This window comes from Pseudobacillus sp. 179-B 2D1 NHS (genome assembly GCF_045370945.1).
Taxonomy (GTDB): domain Bacteria; phylum Bacillota; class Bacilli; order Bacillales; family Domibacillaceae; genus Pseudobacillus.
On sequence record NZ_JBIQDP010000018.1, the window covers coordinates 44,900 to 68,466 of the forward strand.

At 42.9% G+C, this 23,567-nt stretch carries 23 protein-coding genes; 3 read left to right on the plus strand and 20 right to left on the minus strand.

Annotated elements, in window-relative coordinates:
- Positions 1-21: 21 nt before the first annotated feature.
- The 6 genes from rbsB to ACH0BF_RS17090 are packed head-to-tail and all read right to left on the minus strand — an operon-like array spanning position 22 to position 5,672.
- A complete protein-coding gene (gene rbsB / locus ACH0BF_RS17065) occupies positions 22-936 on the minus strand; it encodes a ribose ABC transporter substrate-binding protein RbsB (protein ID WP_340851890.1) in 915 nt (304 codons plus the stop codon).
- Between the two features lie 12 nt (positions 937-948).
- The gene (gene rbsC, locus ACH0BF_RS17070; protein WP_406909862.1) at positions 949-1,902 is read right to left on the minus strand and encodes a ribose ABC transporter permease RbsC; all 954 of its coding nucleotides are present in this window, start codon (positions 1,900-1,902) and stop codon (positions 949-951) included.
- Positions 1,902-3,383 (minus strand): sugar ABC transporter ATP-binding protein, encoded by a 1,482-nt coding sequence (locus ACH0BF_RS17075; protein ID WP_340851889.1) that lies wholly within the window; start codon positions 3,381-3,383, stop codon positions 1,902-1,904. Before ACH0BF_RS17075 ends, rbsC begins: the two co-directional genes overlap by 1 nt.
- 15 nt (positions 3,384-3,398) lie before the next feature.
- Entirely contained in the window at positions 3,399-3,794 is a 396-nt protein-coding gene (gene rbsD / locus ACH0BF_RS17080) for a D-ribose pyranase (protein ID WP_120035464.1), read from the minus strand.
- Positions 3,791-4,672: a ribokinase gene (gene rbsK, locus ACH0BF_RS17085; RefSeq protein WP_340851888.1), complete on the minus strand. Its 882-nt coding sequence runs from the start codon at positions 4,670-4,672 to the stop codon at positions 3,791-3,793. Before rbsK ends, rbsD begins: the two co-directional genes overlap by 4 nt.
- Complete coding sequence (locus ACH0BF_RS17090) at positions 4,665-5,672, minus strand: LacI family DNA-binding transcriptional regulator (protein WP_340856312.1); 1,008 nt, start codon at positions 5,670-5,672, stop codon at positions 4,665-4,667. Before ACH0BF_RS17090 ends, rbsK begins: the two co-directional genes overlap by 8 nt.
- A 210-nt stretch (positions 5,673-5,882) precedes the next feature.
- Between ACH0BF_RS17090 and ACH0BF_RS17095 the strand changes: the two genes are divergently transcribed.
- Positions 5,883-6,755 carry a cation diffusion facilitator family transporter gene (locus ACH0BF_RS17095; protein WP_120035470.1) on the plus strand — a complete coding sequence of 291 codons (873 nt, stop codon included), beginning with the start codon at positions 5,883-5,885 and terminating at the stop codon, positions 6,753-6,755.
- Positions 6,756-6,923: 168 nt separating this feature from the next.
- Here the strand turns inward: ACH0BF_RS17095 and ACH0BF_RS17100 are convergent, their stop codons facing one another.
- The 12 genes from ACH0BF_RS17100 to ACH0BF_RS17155 form a co-directional block, all read right to left on the minus strand.
- A complete protein-coding gene (locus tag ACH0BF_RS17100) occupies positions 6,924-7,538 on the minus strand; it encodes a TerD family protein (RefSeq protein WP_406909863.1) in 615 nt (204 codons plus the stop codon).
- Between the two features lie 12 nt (positions 7,539-7,550).
- Positions 7,551-8,627, minus strand: coding sequence for a toxic anion resistance protein (locus ACH0BF_RS17105; protein ID WP_406909864.1), 1,077 nt, complete (start codon positions 8,625-8,627; stop codon positions 7,551-7,553).
- An 18-nt stretch (positions 8,628-8,645) separates the two neighbouring features.
- Positions 8,646-10,262, minus strand: a complete 1,617-nt coding sequence (locus ACH0BF_RS17110; protein WP_406909865.1) for a YceG family protein — start codon at positions 10,260-10,262, stop codon at positions 8,646-8,648.
- Between the two features lie 47 nt (positions 10,263-10,309).
- A complete protein-coding gene (locus ACH0BF_RS17115; protein ID WP_120035478.1) occupies positions 10,310-11,116 on the minus strand; it encodes an HAD family hydrolase in 807 nt (268 codons plus the stop codon).
- Positions 11,113-12,228 carry a cysteine protease StiP family protein gene (locus tag ACH0BF_RS17120; protein WP_406909866.1) on the minus strand — a complete coding sequence of 372 codons (1,116 nt, stop codon included), beginning with the start codon at positions 12,226-12,228 and terminating at the stop codon, positions 11,113-11,115. Before ACH0BF_RS17120 ends, ACH0BF_RS17115 begins: the two co-directional genes overlap by 4 nt.
- Positions 12,229-12,241: 13 nt before the next feature.
- The gene (locus tag ACH0BF_RS17125; RefSeq protein WP_120035482.1) at positions 12,242-13,618 is read right to left on the minus strand and encodes a phosphoribosyltransferase family protein; all 1,377 of its coding nucleotides are present in this window, start codon (positions 13,616-13,618) and stop codon (positions 12,242-12,244) included.
- On the minus strand, positions 13,569-14,759 hold the full coding sequence (locus ACH0BF_RS17130) for an HpcH/HpaI aldolase/citrate lyase family protein (RefSeq protein WP_120035484.1): 1,191 nt from the start codon (positions 14,757-14,759) through the stop codon (positions 13,569-13,571). The genes ACH0BF_RS17125 and ACH0BF_RS17130 overlap by 50 nt, the downstream gene beginning before the upstream one ends.
- A gap of 107 nt (positions 14,760-14,866) precedes the next feature.
- Positions 14,867-15,658 (minus strand): TerC family protein, encoded by a 792-nt coding sequence (locus ACH0BF_RS17135; RefSeq protein ID WP_120035486.1) that lies wholly within the window; start codon positions 15,656-15,658, stop codon positions 14,867-14,869.
- 61 nt (positions 15,659-15,719) lie between these two features.
- Positions 15,720-16,298, minus strand: a complete 579-nt coding sequence (locus tag ACH0BF_RS17140) for a TerD family protein (protein WP_120035488.1) — start codon at positions 16,296-16,298, stop codon at positions 15,720-15,722.
- Positions 16,299-16,343: 45 nt separating this feature from the next.
- Positions 16,344-16,922 (minus strand): TerD family protein, encoded by a 579-nt coding sequence (locus tag ACH0BF_RS17145; protein ID WP_120035490.1) that lies wholly within the window; start codon positions 16,920-16,922, stop codon positions 16,344-16,346.
- Between the two features lie 27 nt (positions 16,923-16,949).
- Positions 16,950-17,552: a TerD family protein gene (locus ACH0BF_RS17150; protein ID WP_120038019.1), complete on the minus strand. Its 603-nt coding sequence runs from the start codon at positions 17,550-17,552 to the stop codon at positions 16,950-16,952.
- Between the two features lie 245 nt (positions 17,553-17,797).
- On the minus strand, positions 17,798-18,481 hold the full coding sequence (locus ACH0BF_RS17155) for a phosphoribosylaminoimidazolesuccinocarboxamide synthase (RefSeq protein WP_340851879.1): 684 nt from the start codon (positions 18,479-18,481) through the stop codon (positions 17,798-17,800).
- Between the two features lie 170 nt (positions 18,482-18,651).
- On the opposite strand from ACH0BF_RS17155, the gene ACH0BF_RS17160 reads away from it, so the two are divergent.
- Both ACH0BF_RS17160 and ACH0BF_RS17165 read left to right on the plus strand, forming a co-directional pair.
- On the plus strand, positions 18,652-19,830 hold the full coding sequence (locus tag ACH0BF_RS17160) for a TerD family protein (protein ID WP_406909867.1): 1,179 nt from the start codon (positions 18,652-18,654) through the stop codon (positions 19,828-19,830).
- A gap of 103 nt (positions 19,831-19,933) precedes the next feature.
- Positions 19,934-20,422 (plus strand): hypothetical protein, encoded by a 489-nt coding sequence (locus ACH0BF_RS17165; RefSeq protein WP_406909868.1) that lies wholly within the window; start codon positions 19,934-19,936, stop codon positions 20,420-20,422.
- A 154-nt stretch (positions 20,423-20,576) separates the two neighbouring features.
- On the opposite strand, the gene ACH0BF_RS17170 is transcribed toward ACH0BF_RS17165, so the two are convergent.
- On the minus strand, positions 20,577-22,781 hold the full coding sequence (locus tag ACH0BF_RS17170; RefSeq protein ID WP_406909869.1) for a sensor histidine kinase: 2,205 nt from the start codon (positions 22,779-22,781) through the stop codon (positions 20,577-20,579).
- Positions 22,759-23,451 (minus strand): response regulator transcription factor, encoded by a 693-nt coding sequence (locus ACH0BF_RS17175; RefSeq protein ID WP_120035500.1) that lies wholly within the window; start codon positions 23,449-23,451, stop codon positions 22,759-22,761. Before ACH0BF_RS17175 ends, ACH0BF_RS17170 begins: the two co-directional genes overlap by 23 nt.
- Positions 23,452-23,567: the final 116 nt, after the last annotated feature.

Sequence of the window (23,567 nt, forward strand, 5' to 3'; positions counted from 1 at the left end):
TTCTCTGCCGGCCTTTTTTATTTACTTCGTTACCATTTTCAATGGAGCTGGCATGGTTTTTTCTACTTTCTTCCCTTTCATTGTATCTCCGGCCGCCTGCACAGCGAGCTGGCCGATGAGTTCCGGCTGCTGTGCAACTGTCCCTGCTAGCTGACCAGCCTTTACAGATTTAATAGCATCGTCATTGCCGTCAAACCCAATAACAAGAATGTCCTTGCCGGAGCTTGCAATGGCTTCAATCGCTCCAAGTGCCATTTCATCGTTATGGGCAAAAACTGCCTGAATATCTGGATGACCCTGCAAAATGTTTTCCATGACATTCAATCCTTTGGTCCGGTCAAAATCGGCTGATTGCTTGGCAACAACTTTTAGCTTTTTATCTGCTGTTAAATGGAAGCCTTTTCCTCGCTCACGTGTAGCGGATGCTCCTGGAACTCCTTCGAGCTCAGCTACCTTCGCTCCTTCTCCAAGCTTCTCAACGATAAAATCCCCGGCCATCTGTCCGCCTTTTACGTTGTCTGAAGCGACAAGGGTCACGGTGTCTCCTTTGTCAGCCGAACGATCAAGCGTGATCACTGGAATACCGATGGCGTTCGCTGATTGCACCGCTGTAGAAATAGCGGATGAATCAGTCGGATTGATGAGCAACACATCAACACCTTGCTGAATTAAATCTTCCACATCATTCACTTGTTTTGCGGAATCGTTCTGTGCATCTACAATGATTGTTTCCATATGGTTCTTCTTCGCTTCTTTGACCACTCCGTCTTTTAAAGAAACGAAGAACGGATTGTTTAACGTCGATACAGATAAACCAATTTTTATATCTTCAAGCTTGTCTTTTTTCGCCGGCTTGGCCCACTGAGGTGGTTCAAGCGAGCAGCCTCCGAGCATAAATAACGAAAATGACAGCAAAATGATCCATAATTTTTTCAAGCCAATCCCCTCCTACGCTGCTTTTTTACGGTCAATTAATACAGCAATCACGATGACAATTCCTTTAACGACCATTTGGAAGAAGGAAGAGACACCCAACAAATTGAGACCGTTGTTCAATGTGCCAATGATTAAAGCGCCGATGAGCGTGCCGATGATAAGACCTCGGCCGCCTGAAAGGCTCGTTCCGCCAAGCACAACAGCGGCAATGGCGTCTAGTTCATAAGAAGTTCCCGCTGTCGGCTGGGCCGAATTAAGCCGTGAGGTTAGGATAGCACCGGCCAATGCAGCGAGCAGACCTGCTAAGGAGTAAATCATAATTTTCACTCTTGATACTTTAATACCTGAAATCCAGGCAGCTTTTTCATTGCCGCCAATCGCATAAGTCTGACGGCCAAACGGAGTTTTGTGCAAAATTACCCATAGGATCACAAAGGAAAGCAACATCGTAACAGCTGGTACAGGAATACCTAGAAAATAACCGCGGCCAAACAATTGGAATAAGTAATTGTCTCCAAGACCGGTGATCGGGTTTCCGTCAGTATAGACGAGCGTTAACCCCCGATAGATCGTCATGGTTGCCAGTGTAGCGATAAAAGGCGCCATTTTTCCTTTTGTAATTAAGAGGCCATTAATTGCTCCCATAATTGCGCCAAGCAGACAGCCAATGAAAATGGCAAGTATCGGATCGATGCCTGAAACAATCATGCCAGCCATTAGCGCACTAGACAGCGCCAAGATAGAACCGACCGATAAATCGATTCCGCCTGTTAAAATAACAAACGTCATGCCATAGGCAATCAGCGCATTGATCGCCACTTGCCGAAGCAAATTCAAAATATTTAAAGGCGCCAAGAAGCTGGGATTTAAAATAGAAACGATCAAAATTAAAATAATTAATCCAAGCAGCGGTCCAAGCTTCTGTGTCAGATCGTTCAGTGGTTTTACACCTGTTTTATTCATCATTACTGCCCTCCTGCAGCGAACGTCATGATTTTCTCCTGCGTCGCTTCTTCTTTCGTTAATTCCCCGCTAATTTTTCCTTCATGGAAAACAAGAATACGGTCGCTCATCCCAAGTACTTCAGGCAATTCAGAAGACACCATAACAATGGCTACGCCCCGGTCAGTCAGTTCATTCATCAGCGAATAAATCTCCCGCTTGGCACCAACATCCACACCTCTTGTCGGTTCGTCTAAAATCAACACTTTTGGGCCAATGCCAATCCATTTAGCGAGCACCACTTTTTGCTGGTTACCACCCGATAGATTTTTAGCACTTGTTTCTGCCGACTCCGTTTTGATGGTTAATCGTTTAATCAACATCTCTACAAATTCCCGTTCATTTTTCCGGTCGATGATTCCTTTTGGAGCAAAGCTCTTAACACTTGGCAGGGAAATGTTCTCACGGATAGGGAAATCAAGAATGAGTCCCTCGTCTTTCCGGTCCTCGGTAATAAAGCCGATTCCTTTCCTAACGGCTTCATTTGGCGAGTGAATAACCGCTTTTTGCCCCTTTATATATAGCTCGCCTCTGTCTATTTGATCTAACCCAAAAATTGCCCGCATCACTTCTGTTCGTCCGGCGCCCATCAAGCCGGAAACACCAATAATCTCCCCTGCTTTCACAGAGAAACTGATATTCTCAAATGCCCCTTTTCTCGTAAAGCCTTTTACTTCTAATACTGTTTCACCAGGAGAAGGCTTTCGTGCAGGAAAGCGGTCTTCGAGTTCACGGCCTACCATTTTTTTAACAACCTCGTCAAAGTTAGTTTCCTTTATCATCTTGGTGTCAACTGTTTTGCCGTCACGCATCACGGTAATTCGGTCACAGATCGTAAAAATTTCTTCCATGCGGTGAGAAATGTAAACGATGGAAACACCTTGCTTGCTCAGTGCGCGGATAACGTCGAACAACTTGGAAATCTCCCTTTCTGTTAGAGCAGCCGTCGGTTCATCCATAATAATAACTTCCGCATTTGTCATGAGTGCCTTGGCAATTTCAATCATTTGTTGCTGTCCGACTGAGCAAAGTCCTGCTTCCTTTTCGAGAGGAATAGTAACCGCCAGCTTCTCAAACTGTGCGCTTGCCATCTCTTTCATTTCTTTCATTTTCAGCAAACCGAAAGCATTTTTCCGTTCGCGACCAATAAAGAGATTTTCCAATACGGACATATCCGGCCAAATATTTAACTCCTGATGAATAAAAGCAATGCCGCCTTCTTCTGCTTCTTTCGGGCTGGAGAAAGAACGGTCTTGCCCGTTAATGGTAATCGTTCCTTCGTTCTGCTGATGAAGGCCTGTCAGGATATTCATTAGCGTTGATTTTCCTGCCCCGTTTTCTCCCATAAGCGCATGGACTTCACCGGGAAGCAGCTCAAAGTCCACGCCGGTAAGCACCTGATTCGCGCCAAATCTTTTATGGATATTTCTCATTTCAATTTGCATGACATTCACCTCTTTCTAGAAGAATACTCCGGCATGTAAAATGCAGTTCGCGTATGGGGAAGCTTCTCCTGTTCGAATGACTGCTTTTGCCTGCTTTGTTAATGTCTTGAACGCCTCATGTGTAACCCATTCCATAGCTGTATCTGAAAAGGTTTCCTTCATATAATCAAAAATTGGTCCGTTTGCTGTCTTTACTTCTTCAGCCATTGTTACTTTCTCCACTACCATATCTGCGGCAACAGCTGCCAGCGTCTGCTCAAAGCTCGGCACACCAACGGTTAAAGCCAAATCGATTTTCGGAATATTATCTGGAACAGGAAGACCAGCGTCAGCTATTACAATAAAATCGGTATGGCCCAAATCAGCAAGCACTTTAGCAATATGGCTGTTTAAGATGCCTTGCTTTTTCATTCCATTTTATCCTCCACTTCTTTTCTCAATGGCATGCCGCCTTGCGCGCCAAACTTCATGACGGATAATGAAGCCGCCCGATTAGCAAAACGAAGGCTTTCTTCGATTGTTTTTCCTTCTGCTAAAGCTACGGCTAGCGCGGCATTGAAAGTATCCCCTGCACCTGTCGTATCAACTACTTCTACAGCATAAGAAGGAATGAGCACTTCACTTTTGCCATTAAAATAACGGACGCCCCGCTTCCCCTCCGTAATAAATAATTTTTCGGGATATTTTGTTAATGCTTCTCCCGCACTGATCCCCGCAAATAATAATGCTGCTTCATGTTCATTCGGGGTAATGTAGGCCGCTTTCTCGATTACATTTTCACTGATCGGACGGGCTGGGGCTGGGTTCAACAGCAGCGGCACACCAAGCTCATGACATAAATCCGCTACATATTCTACCGTTTCTTCGGGAATCTCCTGCTGGATTAAAACAATATCTGCCTGCTCAATAGCCCGCTTGGCATGTTTTACATAGGCGGGTGTCACAGCATCGTTCGCTCCTTTTACGACAACAATGCTGTTGTCTCCTTCTGCTAAAATAATGTGGGCTGTTCCGCTTTCCATTTCGGTAACCGGTTCCACATAGTTGATTCGCACCTGATTATCAGCAAAGTTTTTAAGTATTTCCTTTCCATAATGATCATTTCCGACACAGCCGACCATATATACTTCTGCGCCAAGCCGGGCGGCAGCTACCGCCTGATTTGCCCCTTTGCCACCAGGAACGGTCTTAAATGACTCTCCAAGTACCGTTTCTCCTGCTTCTGGCCGTTTGGCCGATGTAACGACTAAATCCATGGATGAACTGCCAATTACTGCAACTTTAACCATCCCTCTTCACCTTCCTCGTTGTATTTCTTTCTACAAATGTAACTGGCAGTTGAATGTTCTGCTCGGTCACCTGCTCTTTTTTGATTAACTTTAACAAAAGTTGGGCTGCTTGTTTTCCCATTTCATATACCGGTTGTCGTATTGTTGATAAGGCGGGGAAAAGCAGTCTGCTCATTGGAATATCATCAAAACCAATAATTTGGACCTCATCCGGAATCGACTTGCCAATTCGTAAAGCTTCATGAAGCACGGCCGCAGCCGTCATATCATTGCTTGCAAGAATTCCATCCGTTCCAGGATAATGGCTAAAAAGCTCCTTTGCTCTCTGCTCTGCTTCTTCATATGTTAAGGAGGCCATCTGTATCACATGAAAATCTACATTTGCACCTGCCAGCACCTCAACAGCGCCAAGGAAACGGTCCTGCACCGGGGAAATGTTCCCTGGTCCTTTTAATAGGGTAATGTTATGGCTGCCACGGCTGATCAACTCACGAGCAGCAATTCTGCCGCCTTCCCTGCCATCTGCATATACCGTATAATTTCCCCCGTGTGTCCGGTCAAGCAATACAGTTGGAATGACGTGCGGCTCATCCTTGTGCAAACCGGATGTCTGCGTGGCGGAAATCATGCCAACTACCTGATTTTGCAAAAATGTATCTATATAGGCCTGCTCTTTTTCCGGATTTTCATCACTGTTGCCAAATAAGAGGCGAAATCCCTGCTTTTGCAGCTCATCCTCCACTCCTCTTGCCAGTTCTGGGAAAAAAGGATTCGTAATATCAGGGAGAAGGAGGCCGACAAGCTTTGATTTTCTCTTGAAAAGTGACCTGGCTACTTCATTCGGGCTGTAATTTAACTTTTTTATCGCTTGCTGAACTTTTTTTAAGGTATCCTCATGCACATACCCTTTGCCGTTTAGCACACGGGACACGGTTGCTACTGAAACCCCTGCTTCCGAGGCAACATCTCTTATCGTAGCCATTTTTTTCGTCCTTTCTATGTGTAACCGTTTACACAAATTGTATCATAATTTTTCTCCTGCTTCAATTTAAAATATAACTATTTAGCCTATATTCTTTTTCACTACTTTCAATACTATTTAGCCGAGGCACGAAAGTTCACCTGCTGCAATCCTGTTGCTCTAGACTCACTCAAATTCTACCTGTTATGCTTATATTACAAGAGACAAGTAAGTTTGCGGAGGCTTAAAATGGATACTTACAAGGATTTAAAACAAGGAGAGAAAGGTGCCTGGCTCAGTATTATTGCTTACATTTTCCTTTCTATCCTAAAACTTTCTGTTGGATATATCGGCCATTCAAAAGCTTTGCAAGCGGATGGTTTAAATAATACTACGGATGTCATCGCTTCTATTGCTATTTTAATCGGTTTGAAAATTGCCCGTAAGCCGCCTGATGCCGATCATCAGTATGGGCATTTTCGCGCTGAAACCATCGCTTCGCTCATTGCTGCTTTTATTATGATCAGTGTTGGTTTTCAGGTTCTGCTTGAAGCAGGTCGCTCTTTCTTTCTGGTCGAGGAGAAATCACCTGACATGTTGACTGCATGGACTGCCCTGTTTAGCGCAGGCATCATGTATGCCGTTTATCGTTACAATCTTCGTTTGGCAAAAAAAATTAGCAGCCAATCTATTATGGCAGCCGCTCAAGACAATCGCTCGGATGCACTAGTAAGTATAGGCGCCTTCGTCGGTATCGCTGGAACCAAATTTGGATTAAACTGGCTTGATACATTTACAGCTTTTATTGTCGGGCTTTTAATTATAAAAACAGCATGGGAGATTTTTAAACAATCGACACATGCGTTAACCGATGGCTTCGACCAAGCACTTGTGGAGGAGATACGGGACACGATTGCCCTCGTTTCTGGTGTACAGCAGGTACGCAGCGTAAAGGCCAGGATGCATGGCAATTCTACTCTTGTCGATGTAACCGTTACAGTCAATCCACAACTCAATGTAGTTGACAGCCATTTAATTACTGAACAAATCGAAGAAATTCTGCTAGAAAAATACAATGTTCAATATGCGATCGTTCATACTGAACCGGATACTTCCTCTTAAACGCATGACCCTGCTCATAGTGAATGTTGGTTTGCCCTCTAGCCGCTTCGCTTTTCACTCTAATCAACCTGCAAAAAATTAATACGGTCCTTTAACAAGGATAACTGCATAACAAATCGCTATCTCTAAAAAATAAGAAAAGAAGGGTCAATTCTGACCCTTCTTTTCTTATTTTGAACCGGCTACCCAGTTCATTCCCCAATTATAAGCCCGATCCATTTGCTTGTGTCCCGGGAAATATTCAACTAGCCTTTTAACGCTAAACGTTTCATTTTGGACATTTTCAATCATGGCGATCGCACACATAATCTGACCGTTGCGATGCTCATCAAGCTTTACAACAATTTCCTCTCCATGAGAGTAGGTTAACCTAACGACTCCATCTGCCTCTGACCAGTTAGCTGCCCCTTCATAAATGAAGGCATATACGAGTACTCGATTAATGTCAGCGAGGCGGGAACCATTGATTCGTAGGTTTTCTCCTCCGGCAGAAGCCCCTGTCCTATCATCGTGATCAAGCTGGATATAAGGCCGATTATTTAATGAGCCAAAGGCATTTCCCAGTGCCTGGACGCACCCTTTCTCCCCTGAATTTAATTCAAACAAACAGCCAAGGTCTAAATCAAAGTTTTTTGTACCTCCGCCAAACAGGGATGATAAAAACCCACCGCCTTTAGCTGCTTTTGAGCTTTGATTCCAATTTAAATTAACTAAGACTTCCCCAATGTCACTGCCTTTTTTAGACAGATTAATGGACTGCCCTTTTTTCTTTAATTCAATCATCTACGTTCACCTCTATCTCCCGTAATTTTTCTTGCTTTCCTGCAGTTGGGCAATTCGCTTCATGCCGTCTTCTCTGGCTCGTTTATTTTCTTCTTCAATGGCTATTGTTTCATCCAGCCCTTTGACAATCGTATTCCAGCTTTCCTCAATCGTTTCAATTTTGATGCTTGGGCCGCCGGCAAGCCGGGCAATGTCTGCACTTTGGTTAGCAATGTTTTGGGAATTGCGCAGCAGCATTTCATTCGTCCGTTTGTCCAGCTCACTCATTGAATCGGCAACCAGCTTCTGTCGCTTGGCAGCCACTGCTTGGATAATGCCATTTTTAAAGATCGGGATGGTGGTGATGAATGCCGAGTTAATCTTACCGATCAGCTTGGTGTTTCCTCGTTGCAAAAGGCGGATTTGTGGAGCTGTTTGTAAGGCAACCATTCTTGCCATCTCTAAATCATAGACACGCTCTTCAAGCGCCTGAATAGCATTATTTAACGTGCTGAGCTCCATCTGTGCCAGCTGGTCGCCGCTGGATACTCGCTGTTCAAGCCCAGGAACCATCTTTTTCAGTTCCTCAATCTTCATTTGTCCCGCAACTACATACTTTTCCAATGCCATGTAATATTGATAGTTCTGTTCATACATTTGATCCATGTTGTTAGTAGAGCGGATCATTTCATCTTTGTATTTAGAAATCTCAATGTGAATTTTTTCAATTTCTTTGCCGAGTGTCTGATATTTACCGAAGATTTTTTCAATCATTTTTTCTCCGCGGTTAAACAGCTTGCCTAAAAAACCTTTTGGCTCTTCAAAATCGTTTTTATCAAACTTGTCCATCGTTTTTCCGAGCTGTTTCAATAATGCACCAGAATCGGTCACACTGGAGGAACGCATGGAAGCCAAAATCCGGTCTGAAAAAGCTGAAATTTCCTCAGCTGGTTCTTTTCCAAATTCCAATAGAGCCGTTTGGTTTCTTGGATCAATCGTCCGGACAAGATTTTGCACTTCCGGTTCATTGCGAAGCTGCAGACGCATCTCCTCGGCTTTATTTTCATTTTCTGCCAATAATTCAATTTCATTTTTTGTGATTTCTGGCATGGTTTTCCTCCCCTTCCACTAAAAAATTTGTTTTAAAATCCGGCTAAAAATGGAATGATCTTTTTTCCCGTTATTAAATGGCAAGTCAAATACCATGTCTTCAAGCAAATGATGATCAAAATACTGTTTATCAATAAACCTTTCCAAATCATTGTGACCGGGTGGATTATACAAAATAATGTCCAGCCCGAACTCACTGAGCATCAAGAGTAAAGCTGCATCTGCCCGCGATAGATCACCATTTTTTTCGTTGTTGTACAAAATGATTTTTGGTATGTCCTGCGAATAGTCAAATGTTTGCAGCAAATTTAGGATCTCTTGCGGAATAGTGATTGATTGTGTAAACAAATAAAGCTGAACATCCTCTTCCGCCTCTCCTGAAAACGGCTTAAGTTTTGGATGGGCACACATCCGAGAAATAGCAGCAGCGATTCCCATTTGCAAGCCATCATGTAGCTGACCGTATTGCCACCAATTGCTTTCGATCATTTTTTTAGGATCGAGCAGGCCCTCTTTATTCAATGCATGGCGATAGTGAAACTGATTATTCGCTTTTCCTTCCTGCTTATAAGGAAAGTTCCTAATGGTTAAAGCATTTGAACAGCTTGTCAGCCTGCTCATATTTTCCCAATATTCTTTTCTGTTCTTAGATACGCCGGAAATTTTGGCAAATAAGTTAGGGATTTTCACTTCTTCTGCATCAGCCGAGAAGCCTGGTCGGATAAATGCTTTTTCTTTTGCCAGCAAGAAAACCTCATCGTATGTGGTCTTCAAGATAACAGATACCGGAAGGTGGTTGCGAAATTGCCACGGTTTATAGAAAGCTGATCCCTCATGGTTCAGTACTTGTTCAATTTCCTTTGAAGCACGATAAGCGACCGTTCCCTGGCGCTTCGGCTCTTCCTCAGGAAAAGGCTGCATTTTCATTGTAGAAGGATAGTCTGCCCGTACCGTCCACTTGTTCTCTGGATCGACTTCCCGAAAGTCGTCTTTTCCTTCAGGATGTAGAATAACAACATCCATGCCCAAAAGAATTAAATAGTATAAGAAATATACTTGGCTCTTACTCATGTCACCATACCAAATCACATGTGGCACGTCTTGTTCAATCGGTGTCTCTTTCACCCATGGATCTAAATGATTCCAAATCCATTTCACTATATCTAGAAACACTCGTCTAAATTCTGGATGGCTAAAGGATCCAGCATGATTCGCTTGAAAGAGAGAGAAAACATCGATCAGTGCTGAACGAACAAGCCGGTTAAAATCCGGGTCTTTCTTATACTTTGGCAGCAATTCAGCGCCTTCAAGGAAAGCGACAAACCGGTTAACAGAAAGGCCGGGTTCATGTTGAATCACATGATAAATCTTTTGGATCGATTGAAAGCGGTCATTGGGCATCGTCTTATCGAGTGTTTCCGATAGAACGCATACGTGAGGCTGCTGGCTAAGTAAATAAAGTGAAAGCAAATATTCGGTTTCATCAAAGCCGGCACCTAGTATCCGTGCTGCTACCCGACTATATTGCACGTCCTCTTCTGTTTGATAGTAGTCAGACCGATCAGTAATCGGTTTAGCTAATTCGTTTGCCCAGTTTGTGTAATCGACCTGCATTGTAATAGGTTTTCTTTTCATCTCCATCCCTCCTTTCAGTGAATAAAATAAAGGAATGCAAGCGATACTTAATAGGATTTAGAAACGGCTTCCAGCCTCTTTGCCAGCGCCGCCTCTAATATTTCTTCTGCCGCCAAAATGCCAGATGCCTTCGTCAGTCCTAAATGCCCGTGCTTGGCTGCTGCCTCACCATGGCGCGGAATCAACCCGCAGCCGGATTTCTCAATTAAACATAGATCCAGATAAGAATCTCCCGCCGTAAAGACTTGTTTCTTTCCCTCTTTCTCAGAAAGGTATTGAACAGCATCCCATTTGTTGACAAAGCTAGGGATAAAATATACTTTTCTTCCTTGAAGAGAAAAGATCCAGCCACATTCAGCTGCCCACTCCGCATACTCATTCATCACTTCTGCTGGAGCAAGCTCCGGTTTAATAATTAAATAAATGAAAAAGTGATCTACTACCCGGATAGATTCCAGCCAGACGGAATCTGCCGTTTGGCTAATTTTCTTTTTTACTTCCTCTAAAGGCGTAGAGTTTTGATTAATTTTCGCTTCCATATAGCCCTGCCAATCACGGTCCACTTGCCCATTTTCAAGAATCACGCCGCCATTGCATGTCACTGCATATTTCGGTCGGATTTCTTCCTGAAATAGCGAAATCCGCTTGTATTGGTCCACGGTTCGCGTTGTCACCGGAAGAAACATCATCTGTTCTGACAGCTCCCGCAAAAGGTCGATCGCCTTTTCAGTCATAAATGAAATTTCTTTGCCCTTATATATTTCAACATTGCGGATAGGCATGTCTGGCTTAGTTGCGTCAAAAAACCTGTTTGAGTAAATCAGGGTCCGATCTAAATCACTCGCAAAAATCACTTGTTCTCCTCCATTGGCTTAATTAATCCACAGCATGTATAAGACATTTGTTTATATTCCTCCACAGGGACGTTTCTTTCTTTTGCTAATTGAAAAATATGTTTTAGCCGAAGATCCTCTTTGTCTTTCACCAGTATTTTCCAAGGGACACGACGGAGGAGAACTCTGGTCGTTTCTCCTGCACCTGGCTTAATCAGATTAATATCTTTGATGCCAAATTCTTTTTGAATCGCTTCAATGGAGCAGAGACCTTCCCATGTAGGTGTCCGATTTGCTTTTTGCAAGTCTGCTTTTGCTTGTTTAACAAGCGGCAAAACAGCCGCAAACTCCCCCGCAATGATGTCAATATAGTAATTAGACAAGTCTTTATCTGCTAACTCCCTATATACTTTCGCCCCGTGGAAGTCACCGGCCTTTATCCAATGATCATTTAAGACCGTCCGGCTGACAAGCCCTGATACAGTAGAATTAAGACAGGCGCTTGGAATAAGAAAATCCTCTCTCGTACCGAACAAAGAAGAGCAATGGCCGGGATCAGCCAGCACAGCGAGCTCATCATCCAGTGTAACGCCATACTTTTCTTTAAATAAGCGTGCGGAACGCGTTAACTCCTTGGAGATGGCTCCTTTTCCTGTCCAGCCATCGACAAATACAAGGCGCTTGCCCGGGTGCTGCTCCAGTAAGTATAAAAGAGCATTCTCATCAATTCCCCGCCCACGAATAATAGACACACTATAATGAGGCACTGTCCACCCATAAGCTTCTTTTACATATCGTTTCATTAAAATGCCGATAGGCGTACCTGCTCTAGCGAGAGAAACAAACACTATATCCCGGCCTTTTTCATCGATAATTAACTCAGAAACTACGCCAGCAGCAGTCGCTACCTTTTGCTTATAAATCTCAAGGGATTCATGAAATAGCTGTAAATATTCTTCTGACGGCTGATACTCTACTGGCAGCATTTCAGAATAATGCACCCCTTGCTGAATGGCCCATTCCCTTTCCTTGGTATCCTTTTCTAAAGCTGCTTCAGACAAGTCTTTTAACAAAAAAATCACATCTTCCACAGAATAGCTGCCGGTAACCGTTTGTCTGGCATTCTCTATCATCTAAACGCTCCTCTCAAATAAAGTCAACGATGTGAATGTGCGGCAGGCTGCTGAACTGGCGCAAAAGCGAAAGGCGTCTTTCTTCCCCGACCGGCCTTTCAAAAAAGATGAATACTTCCTCATAATCCCCATCCAAAATGTTATAAGCATAATTGATAATAGCGGGATCGTCGGGACTTTCAAATGCAACCCGGTTTTTCACTGGATATCCGGCTTGGTTAAGAGGAAAGATGGGGCTTCTCGTCGTTGAGTGATAAAGAATTCCTTCCCCCATATAAGCAGCGACCTTCATAGGGAGGTACATAAACTCTCCCGTGCCGAGACAAAGTGTTTTCTCTCCTCTTCGCTGTGTCTGTAAATAATGGCCGATATCACAGCAATAGTTTTCTATCACTTCTTTCTTTTCAGAGGAAAGGCCGAAGCGCCCCGTCATTGCTAAATATGGCGCCTCATTGTTTTGGCTGAGTGAGTCAACGGATGAATAAGCCATATGCGGCACAGGAGGAAAAAAATTATGAAGACGGATGTGGTTATACTTCAGCTCTTTACAGATTGGCTGAGCATGGCTGTCCGATGTCTCTTCCCTGCTGGGCGCGCCCTGTACCTGGATGGAACCCGACAGTAAAGAATAGGTTTTAATCTCAATTCCCCACTCTTTCTCAAAGTCCCTGAAGCGCTTCTGGTCTTCTTTTGTACGCCAATCTAAAAGGGATAAGACAGCATACTGTTTCCGCGGGTATTTTTTTTGAATTGACGCTATGATGTTCAAGGCTGTTTTGCCAGTCGTAATTTCATCATCTACAAGACAAATGGTCCTTTCATTGTTCAGGCTCTCTTCTGGTGCATAGCAGCGCTGATCTGTAGCATGTGAATGTTCTTCTTCAAAATAAAGAGTAACTTCTTTATTACACAGCACTTCCCGGGTGGAATGGATATAAGTTGATTGGCTGAAACAGTCAAACACCCCGTGGCCAAGTGCTGTTGCTGTTTCCGCAAAGCCGATGAATAAAAGGGGCGCTTCCGGAGAATAGCTTACATTTTTCACAAGGGAGTAGGCTGCTTCAAGCTGCTCCGCCGACCTGCCCTTTAATGCCTCTATGAACGTTTCTTTAACGCTTGATTGACAGCCGGTTTCACTTTCATAGTAAAGAGTGGCAAGTAAAGCTGACGCAATGGATGGAATGTACGGATGAAGCGGAATATGCTTTCCGAGCACTTTACTAACAAACAGAAAAGACCGCTTCTTGTTGATTCGTGCAGCCATTTCATATAACGCGTCTGCTGGAAGTCTGTATGGATTTGCATCTATTTGTACGTTCACTTCTAATGACTCGCCGATTTTATGTGTATACTGGTTCGGATAATAAATCGATGAATGTGCTATGTTCATGGAACACCCCGTAAATATCTGATTTCATTAATATTTTTTCAGCCCATTTTAAATGGGGCTTAATTTCATTCATTTTATTTTGAAACTCACTTTTGAAAACACCTTTCTGACCATTTGCCTGCTGGACGATACTCAAAGCATCTACATATTCTTCCTTGGAAACGACATGCATAGCCTGCACAGGAAGAAGATGGGACGGATGAATAATAGTTTTTCCGACGAGCCCATTGGCTTTGTCAAGCAGCGTTTCCTGAATTAAGCCATCAAAATTCTTGCTGATCAATTCTTTTCTTAAGCGCAGTCCTTCCGAGCCAAATTGCTTTTCAAAAGGCGTTTGGCGCAGCTGCGGCTTTAAAATCCGCTCATGGTTGGAGAAATACTCCCAGACCGGCCCTGATACAACATAGCCGTCCGGTTCTCTACTGAACAAATTAACAATGTCGGTAATCAGTTCATTAACAAGCGAAATTTCATACACCGTCGTTTGGCTGTTTCTTCTTAATCCGTACAACCCGCATAAATCGGTGGCTCCAATACGGATGTTCAGAATTCGTTCCTTATAACAATCAACCAGCTCTTTTATGCGCAACAATTCCTCAATCCGTTTTTCTTTATAAAGCACTGCAGGTGATTCCAATATCGGCATCCCATACACAACGGTTCCTGATTGAACATTGATGCGCTGTAATTCAGAGAGAAAGCTTTCGCCGTTTTCTGAGGAAAATTTCGGGAACACAAAGCCCGCCAGCTGCTCTAAAGAGGGACCAAGTCGTTCAGCCAACCTGCGCATTTGCCGGGCACTTCTAATCCGGGTAAAAATGAGCGGAGTTGTTTCATCCGTAAGCTGTCCAGCTGCTACTGCTCTATTTATTTCCTCCATATGAGAAATCAACTGTTCTTCTGCCTGCTCTACCTCTAGATCCCCGACTGCGTCTTCCAGGCAGATGACAAGAGCAACAAGCTCTTTGTACTTATTGGAAATAATCAATTGGGCAATATCCGGTCTCGTTGCCGGCATGTAGAGTAAAGGGCCAAGACTGCAGGCTAGTTTTCTCCTATTTGTGTATTTACTAATCACTTTCGGTTTTTGATGAAAAAAACCTTCCAATTGCAGTTCCGGCAAATGATTAAAGTATTTCAAACTTTACACCTTCTTATAAATAAAGAAGGAGGTGGTCTCCTTCTTTAAAAATGTAAATAAACGTCTATTTAAATATATCAGGGGAAGGATACATGCCCCTTTCTATCTTATTCCTTCTTCTTGCCTGCAGCTGCTTCCTGTTCAGCCAGCTTGCGCTGATTGATGCGGTGCACCACAAAAGTCGCAAGGAAAGTAATAATTAAAATAATAAAGAATGCATAATGCGAAACTTCATATCCTGCCACACCTGCTCCCATTTTCAGAGCGATGATAGCAATCAAAATATACGCTGTTGTCTCCAGTTCCGGTACCCTCTCAATGAGTTTCAAAAATACGCCCGCAATACCGCGCATCATTAGAACACCAAGCATTCCTCCAATTAAGAGTACCCAGATTTCCTCACTGACACCGAAAGCCGCCAGCACGCTGTCCACAGAAAAGGCAATATCCATGATTTCAACCGCTACGACCGTTCCCCAGAATGCGCCGAACATCCGGATTAATATTCCTTCTGTCTTCAATCCGCCTTCTGCATCTTCTTCTTCGCTTGCCCCTTTCGATTTATCGATAAAGTATTTAATCGACAACCAGGCAAGATAAGCGGCTCCTAAAATTTTTACCCACCACAATTTAATCAGGTATACACCAATACCGATGGCAATGAAGCGGAAAGCATACGCCCCTATTAAACCGTAAAATAGTGCTTTTTTTCGCTTGTCAGGCGGCAGATGCTTTACCATAACGGCCAATACAAGAGCGTTATCCGCTGAAAGTAGTCCTTCTAAAATGACAAGTGTGCCGATCAATCCCCAGCTAACCGGGTCAGTTAATACCTCCGCCCACATATGCCAATCGAAGAAGGCAGCATACGTGTTAAAAATACCATGAATAATGTCCATTCGTTCCTCCTGTTGAAAAAAACCAATAAAAGGCTTTCCTGCCCTTTATTGGCTTTAAAAATTAAACTTCTAACCCGTAGTTTCGGCAAAGTGCAGCTAATCCTCCAGAGAAGCCGCTGCCTACCGCGCTGAATTTCCAGTCATTTCCGTGTTTATACAATTCACAAAAAACGACCGCTGTTTCAATCGAGAAATCCTCTCCCAGATCAAAGCGCAGAAGCTCTTGGCCAGTTGCTTCATCAGCAAGACGAACAAATGCATTGGATACTTGTCCAAAGTTTTGGTTGCGTAAGTCTGCATCATGAATCGTTACCGTAATGCCGATTCTCTCCACATAATCTGGAATCTTTGAGAAGTCCACAACCAGCTGTTCGTCATCTCCTTCCCCCTCACCTGTCCGGTTATCGCCTGTATGAATCACCGCACCGCTTGGATGTTGGAGGTTGTTGTAAAAAATAAAGTCGTGATCATTTTGGCAACGATGGCTAGCATTAACAAGAAACGCGGATGCGTCCAGGTCAAACTCTTGCCCGCCGGAATATTTATTTGTATCCCATCCGAGACCAATCACTGCTTTTACAAGGCCAGGGTTTGTTTTGGTTAAATCAATCTTTTGTCCTTTTGATAATGTAATACCCATCTTCAAATCCCTCCCCATTTATTGATAAAGTGATGTTACATTTTATCAGGCTTGCAATCCATAATCTTTAACGAGTGAAGCCAGTCCACCTTGGTAGCCGCTGCCGATAGCATTGAACTTCCACTCGCCATTATGTCTGTATAGCTCTCCTACCACTACTGCTGTCTCAATTGAGAAGTCTTCGCCTAAGTCATAACGGATTAATTCTTCATTGTTTTCACTGTTAACAATACGAACATAGCTGTTGGACACCTGTCCAAAATTTTGGTTGCGCTGTTCTGCTTCGTGAATAGTAATAGTAAAAGCAATTCTTTCAATAGCAGCAGGAACATCAGCTAGGCTGATCTGTACTTGTTCATCATCGCCATCGCCTTCACCTGTTAAGTTATCTCCTGAATGGACGACTGAACCATTGCCGCCTTCTAAATTATTGTAAAAAATAAAGTCCTGTTCGCTTCCACACTTGCCTGCCCCATTTAAAAGGAACACAGAAGAATCCAAATCGAATGAATGACCGCCATCATATTTGTTCGTATCCCAACCAAGGCCAACTGTAATGTTTTTCAATCCTGGATTGCCTTTTGTTAAATCGACCTTTTGTCCTTTGCTCAATGAAATTGCCATATTAAAAACCCTCTTTCCTATTTTTTATTAAGCGTAACGGCGTACCATTTCGCGTAACCCTGTATCACGTGTGCCGGTACCAACGGCTGCAAACTTCCAGTCAGCGCCATGACGGTAAATCTCTGCTACTGTTAAACTTGTAGAACCGGAGTAGTCCTCGGATAAATTAAATTTAAGCAGTTCCTCTCGATTTGCCGAGTTGACTACACGAATAAATGCATTTTGGACCATGCCAAAATCCTGCTTTCGAGAAACACAGTCATAAATGTTAACAACAAACACAAGCTTGTTAATATGAGAAGGCACACTCTTTAAATCAATGAGAATTTGCTCATCGTCGCCGTCGCCGTCGCCTGTTAAATTATCTCCTGTATGTACAATGCTGCCGCAGTTGCTTTTTAAGTTACCAAAATAAATGAGATTTTCATTGCTTACAAACTTGTCGTCTTGCAGCATAATGACCGAAGCATCAATGTCAAAATTCGCACCTCCACCTCCGCCAAACATGCCAAGCAATCCGCCAGATTTCCTCTGTACCGGATCCCATCCAAGACCAACCATAATTTTTTCAAGTCCCGGATTGCCTTTTGTTAAATCAATTCTCTGCCCTTTCTGGAGGACAATAGCCAAATCAATCACTCCCTCAAAGTCAGCAAGAGACAAGGACTCCTGCTTCAAATGGCTTTCTTTTTCCATTTTACTACACGTACTATCATACTACAAAAGATAAGCAATTTCGCTAATTTTCAATTAGTTTTAATTGGAAAAGCGTCCCTCTTTGCTTCTATTTTTCTACCAGGCTGACTTTGCCATGCACTGCCTCTCAGCAAAACAGGTACCGAATCATGATTTAATACCAGTTTAAAGGCCAGCAATTACATCTCCAGCATCATTTTCTCAAGCCGAAGCGGCTCTATATATTCTCCTTGTTTGTATGCCCGCATATTTCCACCGGAAATTTCATCAATTAATAGTACTTGCCCGTCCTTTGCACGGCCGAATTCAAACTTAATATCATACAAATCTATCTCTTTTTTAGCGAGCTCTTCTTTTACCGTGCCGGCAATCTTTCTTGTGAGTTCTTTCAGCTCTTTGTATTCTTCATGCGAAAGGATACCAAGCATTGCAAGCGCATCTTCGGAAATTGGCGGATCTTGGCGTTCATCGTCCTTCAATGTCACCTCTACAAACCCGTCAAGCCGTTGCCCTTCTTCCGCATACATGCCGTAACGGCGCAAGAAACTTCCGACCGCCCGGTAACGGCAAATCACTTCCAGTCCCTTGCCAAATACAGTAGCCGGCTGAACCGTCATCGTCGCTTCATCAATATCAGCCTCAATATAATGAGTAGGAATGCCTTTTTCTTTTAAAATCTCAAAAAAGTGTTTCGTTAACCGGAGCCCCGCTCGGCCTGCCCCTTCCATTGTCAAACCGACTGTGTTGGCACCAGGATCAAACACACCGTTTTCGCCTGTTACATCGTCCTTAAATTTCAACAAATAATTTCCATCTTCCAATTCATAGACATCTTTTGTTTTACCTGTATACATATGTTTCACACAATCCGCCTCCTCTGCATTTTTCAAATAACTCTTTCATTATGCAGGATTTTTTCTGAAAATTTAATAGTTTACTTTGTTTTCATTCCATGTAACAAACTCCAATATTAAGAGTACCTTGGAAAGGTTATATTTGATATGCTCATGGAAAGCAAAAGGAGGAGATAACAATGAACCTCGTTAAAGGCGCGCGTGCAGATATCACTAAAAATGAACCGGGTTTAGACGAAATCATTATTCAAGTCAGCTTGGAAGCAGATCCTTCACTTGATATTGATGCTTCTATTTTCATGATTGATGAATCGGGGAAATGCCCAGGGGATCCTTATATGATCTTTTATGGCAATGCCAGTTCCGCTAACCAATCTGTCTGTCATTCAGTAAACAGCCAGTCTTCCGAAAAGACCGAATCATTTTCCATTAAATTGGATACAATAGAGCCTATTGTGCAGAAGCTGGTCCTTACATTAACTATTTTTGAAGGGGAGCAGAAGGGACAGACATTTGCACAAATGAACCATGCCTCTATGAAAATCTTAAATAAAAAAAATGGCACAGAACTAATTCATTATGACCTTGGTCCATTCACAGTAGAGAACTCGCTCGTCGTCGCAGAGGCTTACCGCCGGAATGGCGGATGGAAAATTTCTGCCAACACAGGCGGGTTCGCTGGAGGACTTGCCCAGCTGTGCCAGCATTTCGGCTTAGAAGTAGCAGAGGAAACTGAGCCAACTGCTAGTATGAAACAGGCTCAAAAAGAAGCGGCCCCTGCTATTGAGAATGAGAACATAAATGTTGACCAAGCTCCATCGGTAATTCAGCTGTCGAAAATCACCCTCGAAAAACCGGGTGACTCCATTTCTTTAAAAAAAGCCGATAAAATTAACCATATAGCCATTAAGTTGCAATGGACGAAAGGCGTCGATCTTGATATGCACGCTTTCTATAAAACAAAAAATGGAAGAATAGGTCATATCTTCTTCGGAAACAAAGGGAAGGCAAACGAGTCTCCTTATATCGCTCTCGATAAAGATGCTGGTGTTGGCAATAAGTCCGGCCATAACGAAGAAAATCTAGTGATTAAAACCTTGGAAGATATAGAATCTGTTATCATTGCAACTAACATTTTCCGCTTTTTACGTTTTAAGAAAGACGACAATTTTGCCAAGTATGACGGTAAAGTAACGATTAAAACAAATACGGGTGATGAGATAGACGTGCCATTAACCTCTGAAGAACCAGGCAGATGGTGCGTCATTTCTAAAATTGATAATTCCCATTCTTCTGCCCCAAAAGTCATTAATATCAACCGTGTACAAAAAGGCGAACCGAGCATAGACAAATATTAACAGGGCGAAATTGCTGGGCGCGGTAAAAGTTGTTAAAAATTTGAAACCTATTGATAAATATAACCGTAAATTAGCTATGTAAAGGAAAAAGGGGGAAGGGCCTATGAAAAAGCTATTTTGTTTTTTGTTGTTTGGAATGGTCATACTCACAGGTACCGTTGCTTGCAGTAAGGAAGCAGTGAACGAAGAAGAGGTAATGGAGCTTGTCAAAGAGTATAAAACAAAACAATATACCATTAAAGACCCCGACAAAGCCCCTACTGGACCGGAAATAGGCGAAGAAGTGAAAAGCTGCTTTTCTAAGGACGAGTTTGATAGGCAGATGGCTAATCGCTCATTCAGCCTGGCACCTGATATAGCTAAGAAAACGAACAAAAGTATTGCATTAACAGATATAAAGCTCAAAAAAGAAAAAGAAAACGATGACGGCACGGTTAATTACACGTACACTTTAGAATTAAAATTTTATGATGACCAGACGTCTGAAGTTATTGAGAAAAATGGACAGTTATCAATTTCTAATGACGATGGATTAAAAATAGCACGCGATTGGGAAGATCGAACAACACAAGTTGAAGGTGAAATATTTTGATAACCTAAAGAAGCACCCATTGGGTGCTTCCAGGCTGTTGCTAGACACTCACTTTCTTCATTGCTCACCTTGACTGCAGTGCTCATGATTCTATCCTTATCAAACCTTGCCTCTTGAAAGACAAGCGTTTTCGGTCATACTAATTAAACGTTTGTTAAACTATATTCAGAGCAACAGTCACTTTGAAAAGATCGCCATCAACTTCAATATCAAGCGTCCCTTCATGCAGGTCGATGATCGACTTAGCAATGGCCAGCCCGAGTCCAGAGCCTTCTGTGTGGCGTGACTGATCTCCCCGTTTAAAACGCTCAAACATTTCATCAACATTGTCACCAAGCTCGTATTTAGTCACGTTTTTAAAGGTGATAACCGCCTGCTCATTCTCTGTTTTAATGGAAATATACACCCGCGTATTTTCCAGGGAATATTTTAAAATATTGCCGATCAAATTATCAAATACCCGCCAAATCTTCTGCCCATCTACCATGGCAAAAACAGGTTCGTCAGGATTTGTCACTCGAAACTGTAGGCTTGATTCATCAATGGCTTCATTGTATTCTGCAAGCGCCTGCTGAAGAAGCTGGACGAGATCGGCTTTTTCTTTCACCAGTTCCGCATTGCCGCTCGCCATCTTGGATGCTTCAAACAAGTCATCAATCAATCCTTTCAACCGCTTGGATTTGCGGTCGATAATTTCTGTGTACGCCAGCCTTTCTTCATCGGAAATCGTTTCAGTCTTTAATAGCTCTGTGTAGCTAATAATAGATGTGAGCGGTGTTCGCAGATCATGGCTCACGTTAGTAATCAGTTCAGTCTTTAAGCGTTCACTTTTTGCCTGTTCTTTTTGTGACACTCTCACATCTTTCTTCAGCAGGTTAATGTTCTCTGCCAGTTTGGCAAAGACGGATTTTCCTCGGACTGGCAGGTCAGCCGCCAAATGACCGGATGCCAGTCTCCCTGTATGAAGGATAATGTTGTTTAAATAAGCCATGCCTCTGAACAATAACACCAGCGCCGGCAAGGATATAAGCAGAAACAGAACGCAATAAAACGGCAATAACACTGTGTGCTGTATAACAATCGGCACCCCAAACCCCGTGAAGAAAAAGACCGCCAGCAAGAAAAAGAACTGGATACCAACCGAACGAACCGCAAAAGCATTGGTTAAAAGGCGGCCCGTCTTCGCCAGCAAGCTGTGATTCCATTCCTCCTGAGGCTCTTCCGCCTGCTTCCACCTTTCCCAGAGCATTTTCCCCTGCATTAATGAAAGCAGCACTAAGATAAAGGAGGTGAGCGCCAGTTTTACGATATACTGTATGAACGTATACGTATAATCATAGTAAATGAGCGACCTGCTCCACTCCAGTGACAAAAACGCAATGAATAACGTCAACAGAGCGGCTGCAATCACAGCGTCAATCGGCAGCCGGTTATAAAAGGGCTGCAGCTTCTCTGTCATTCCTGCCGGAAAAACAGAAAGTTTTCTGCTCATATATAAACTAACAATAAGAAGAATAAGCCCGCTAGCTGTGTAAATAAGAAAAGCCTTTTGCTCGCGCTGAAACATTTTGTAATCGCTATAAACGAGACTTGTTTCAGAGGGAGGATTTACAGCCGCGATCCTTCCTTCAAATGCTCCTTCTGTTCCCACAAACAGCTCTTCTCCGTTCTCTCCATAGCTGATTGCCCTTTGATCTACATGGAGTCGGTTAGATCCTTCATATTTACGGACAAACAGCATGTCCTTGTCGTTGAATACCTCTTTAACTGAACTATCCGCCAGGTTGACGTTCGTGTAGACCTTTCCTGTCGAAGTGTTCTTGAAATAATATTTAAAAAATGCTTGATAGTCGTCCAGATTAGAGCGTTCTGTTTCCAATAAACGGTAATATTCATCAATGGCCTGTTCTTTCTCTGCCTGGACTTTTTGTCGCACATAATCTTCATCTTGGAAGTTTTTCGTAGCATCTGTTATCTTTTGATCCCGTGTCTTTATTAATGCTTGTTCGGCTTCTTTGCTGCTTGCACCAGACGCCTCCTGAATGTCCATTTCGTATTGGCTTTTTATATTGGCAATTTGTTCAGCTAAACTCCCATATCGATAACGGTACTCCTTGATTTCCTCAGGAGTGACGACTATCGATTTTTTGGCTTCTTCCTTCGAGACAGCCCCTAATTCGTAAGTCTCTAAATCAGAGATAAATTGATTCAGGTGACTGTCAAACTCCTCAGTGTGAAAATAATCTTTCTTAAAATACATGCTTCCATCATTTATAGCTGACACTACACTGCTCAGACCGATGACAAGCAAAAGCAGCCATCCGGCGAATAACACTCTACTTTTCCATTTTGTATCCAATTCCCCATACCACCTTTAAATACCTCGGATTTTTTGGATCAATCTCTATCTTTCCTCGGATTTTTCGAATATGGACAGCCACTGTATTTTCTGCATTATAACCTGGCTCGTTCCATACACGTTCATAAATCTCATCAATTGAAAACACCCGGCCAGCATTAACCATTAATAATTCAACGATTTTGTATTCAATTGGCGTCAGTTTGACCGGCTCTCCGTGAACCGTCACTTCTTTAGCTGATTGGTCAAGCGTCAGTCCATTTAAATCAATTGTTTTTTTCATCCCTTCATATGTGCCGAGCGCTACATATCTTCTCAACTGTGATTTTACCCGGGCAATTAATTCCATTGGATTAAATGGCTTTGTGACATAATCATCGGCCCCCATTTGCAAGCCGAGGATCTTGTCCGTGTCCTCTGTTTTGGCACTTAAAATAATAATAGGAATGTTTTTCTCTTCTCTGATCTTGAACGTGGTGGATATTCCATCCATCCTTGGCATCATGACATCTAAAATAATTAAATGAACGGGTTGTTCATGAAGCTTTTCGATCGCCTCTATCCCGTCTCCCGCTTTAATGACTGTAATTCCTTCATTTTTTAAATATATTTCGATCGCATCGCGAATTTCTTTTTCATCATCAACAACCAATACCGTATAATCGCTCATTTGTTTCGCCTCCTTTCGAAAGTATAGCATGTGTGCTGCCTAATGTTTGATGCTATTTTACCGGCCAATTCTTAATATTGAAGCAGCATAATTCTGAAGAATTTCTGAAGATTTCA

What these genes read in the sequence shown, in the direction of transcription:
- ACH0BF_RS17110 (WP_406909865.1), bottom strand. Translation starts at nt 10,262, where the DNA reads ATGAAAAGAAAACCTATTACAATGCAGGTCGATTACACAAACTGGGCA.
- ACH0BF_RS17095 (WP_120035470.1), top strand. Translation starts at nt 5,883, where the DNA reads ATGGATACTTACAAGGATTTAAAACAAGGAGAGAAAGGTGCCTGGCTC.
- ACH0BF_RS17140 (WP_120035488.1), bottom strand. Translation starts at nt 16,298, where the DNA reads ATGGGTATTACATTATCAAAAGGACAAAAGATTGATTTAACCAAAACA.
- ACH0BF_RS17160 (WP_406909867.1), top strand. Translation starts at nt 18,652, where the DNA reads ATGAACCTCGTTAAAGGCGCGCGTGCAGATATCACTAAAAATGAACCG.
- ACH0BF_RS17175 (WP_120035500.1), bottom strand. Translation starts at nt 23,451, where the DNA reads ATGAGCGATTATACGGTATTGGTTGTTGATGATGAAAAAGAAATTCGC.
- rbsD (WP_120035464.1), bottom strand. Translation starts at nt 3,794, where the DNA reads ATGAAAAAGCAAGGCATCTTAAACAGCCATATTGCTAAAGTGCTTGCT.
- ACH0BF_RS17105 (WP_406909864.1), bottom strand. Translation starts at nt 8,627, where the DNA reads ATGCCAGAAATCACAAAAAATGAAATTGAATTATTGGCAGAAAATGAA.
- ACH0BF_RS17100 (WP_406909863.1), bottom strand. Translation starts at nt 7,538, where the DNA reads ATGATTGAATTAAAGAAAAAAGGGCAGTCCATTAATCTGTCTAAAAAA.
- ACH0BF_RS17165 (WP_406909868.1), top strand. Translation starts at nt 19,934, where the DNA reads ATGAAAAAGCTATTTTGTTTTTTGTTGTTTGGAATGGTCATACTCACA.
- rbsC (WP_406909862.1), bottom strand. Translation starts at nt 1,902, where the DNA reads ATGATGAATAAAACAGGTGTAAAACCACTGAACGATCTGACACAGAAG.
- ACH0BF_RS17145 (WP_120035490.1), bottom strand. Translation starts at nt 16,922, where the DNA reads ATGGCAATTTCATTGAGCAAAGGACAAAAGGTCGATTTAACAAAAGGC.
- rbsK (WP_340851888.1), bottom strand. Translation starts at nt 4,672, where the DNA reads ATGGTTAAAGTTGCAGTAATTGGCAGTTCATCCATGGATTTAGTCGTT.
- ACH0BF_RS17120 (WP_406909866.1), bottom strand. Translation starts at nt 12,228, where the DNA reads ATGATAGAGAATGCCAGACAAACGGTTACCGGCAGCTATTCTGTGGAA.
- ACH0BF_RS17135 (WP_120035486.1), bottom strand. Translation starts at nt 15,658, where the DNA reads ATGGACATTATTCATGGTATTTTTAACACGTATGCTGCCTTCTTCGAT.
- ACH0BF_RS17075 (WP_340851889.1), bottom strand. Translation starts at nt 3,383, where the DNA reads ATGCAAATTGAAATGAGAAATATCCATAAAAGATTTGGCGCGAATCAG.
- ACH0BF_RS17125 (WP_120035482.1), bottom strand. Translation starts at nt 13,618, where the DNA reads ATGAACATAGCACATTCATCGATTTATTATCCGAACCAGTATACACAT.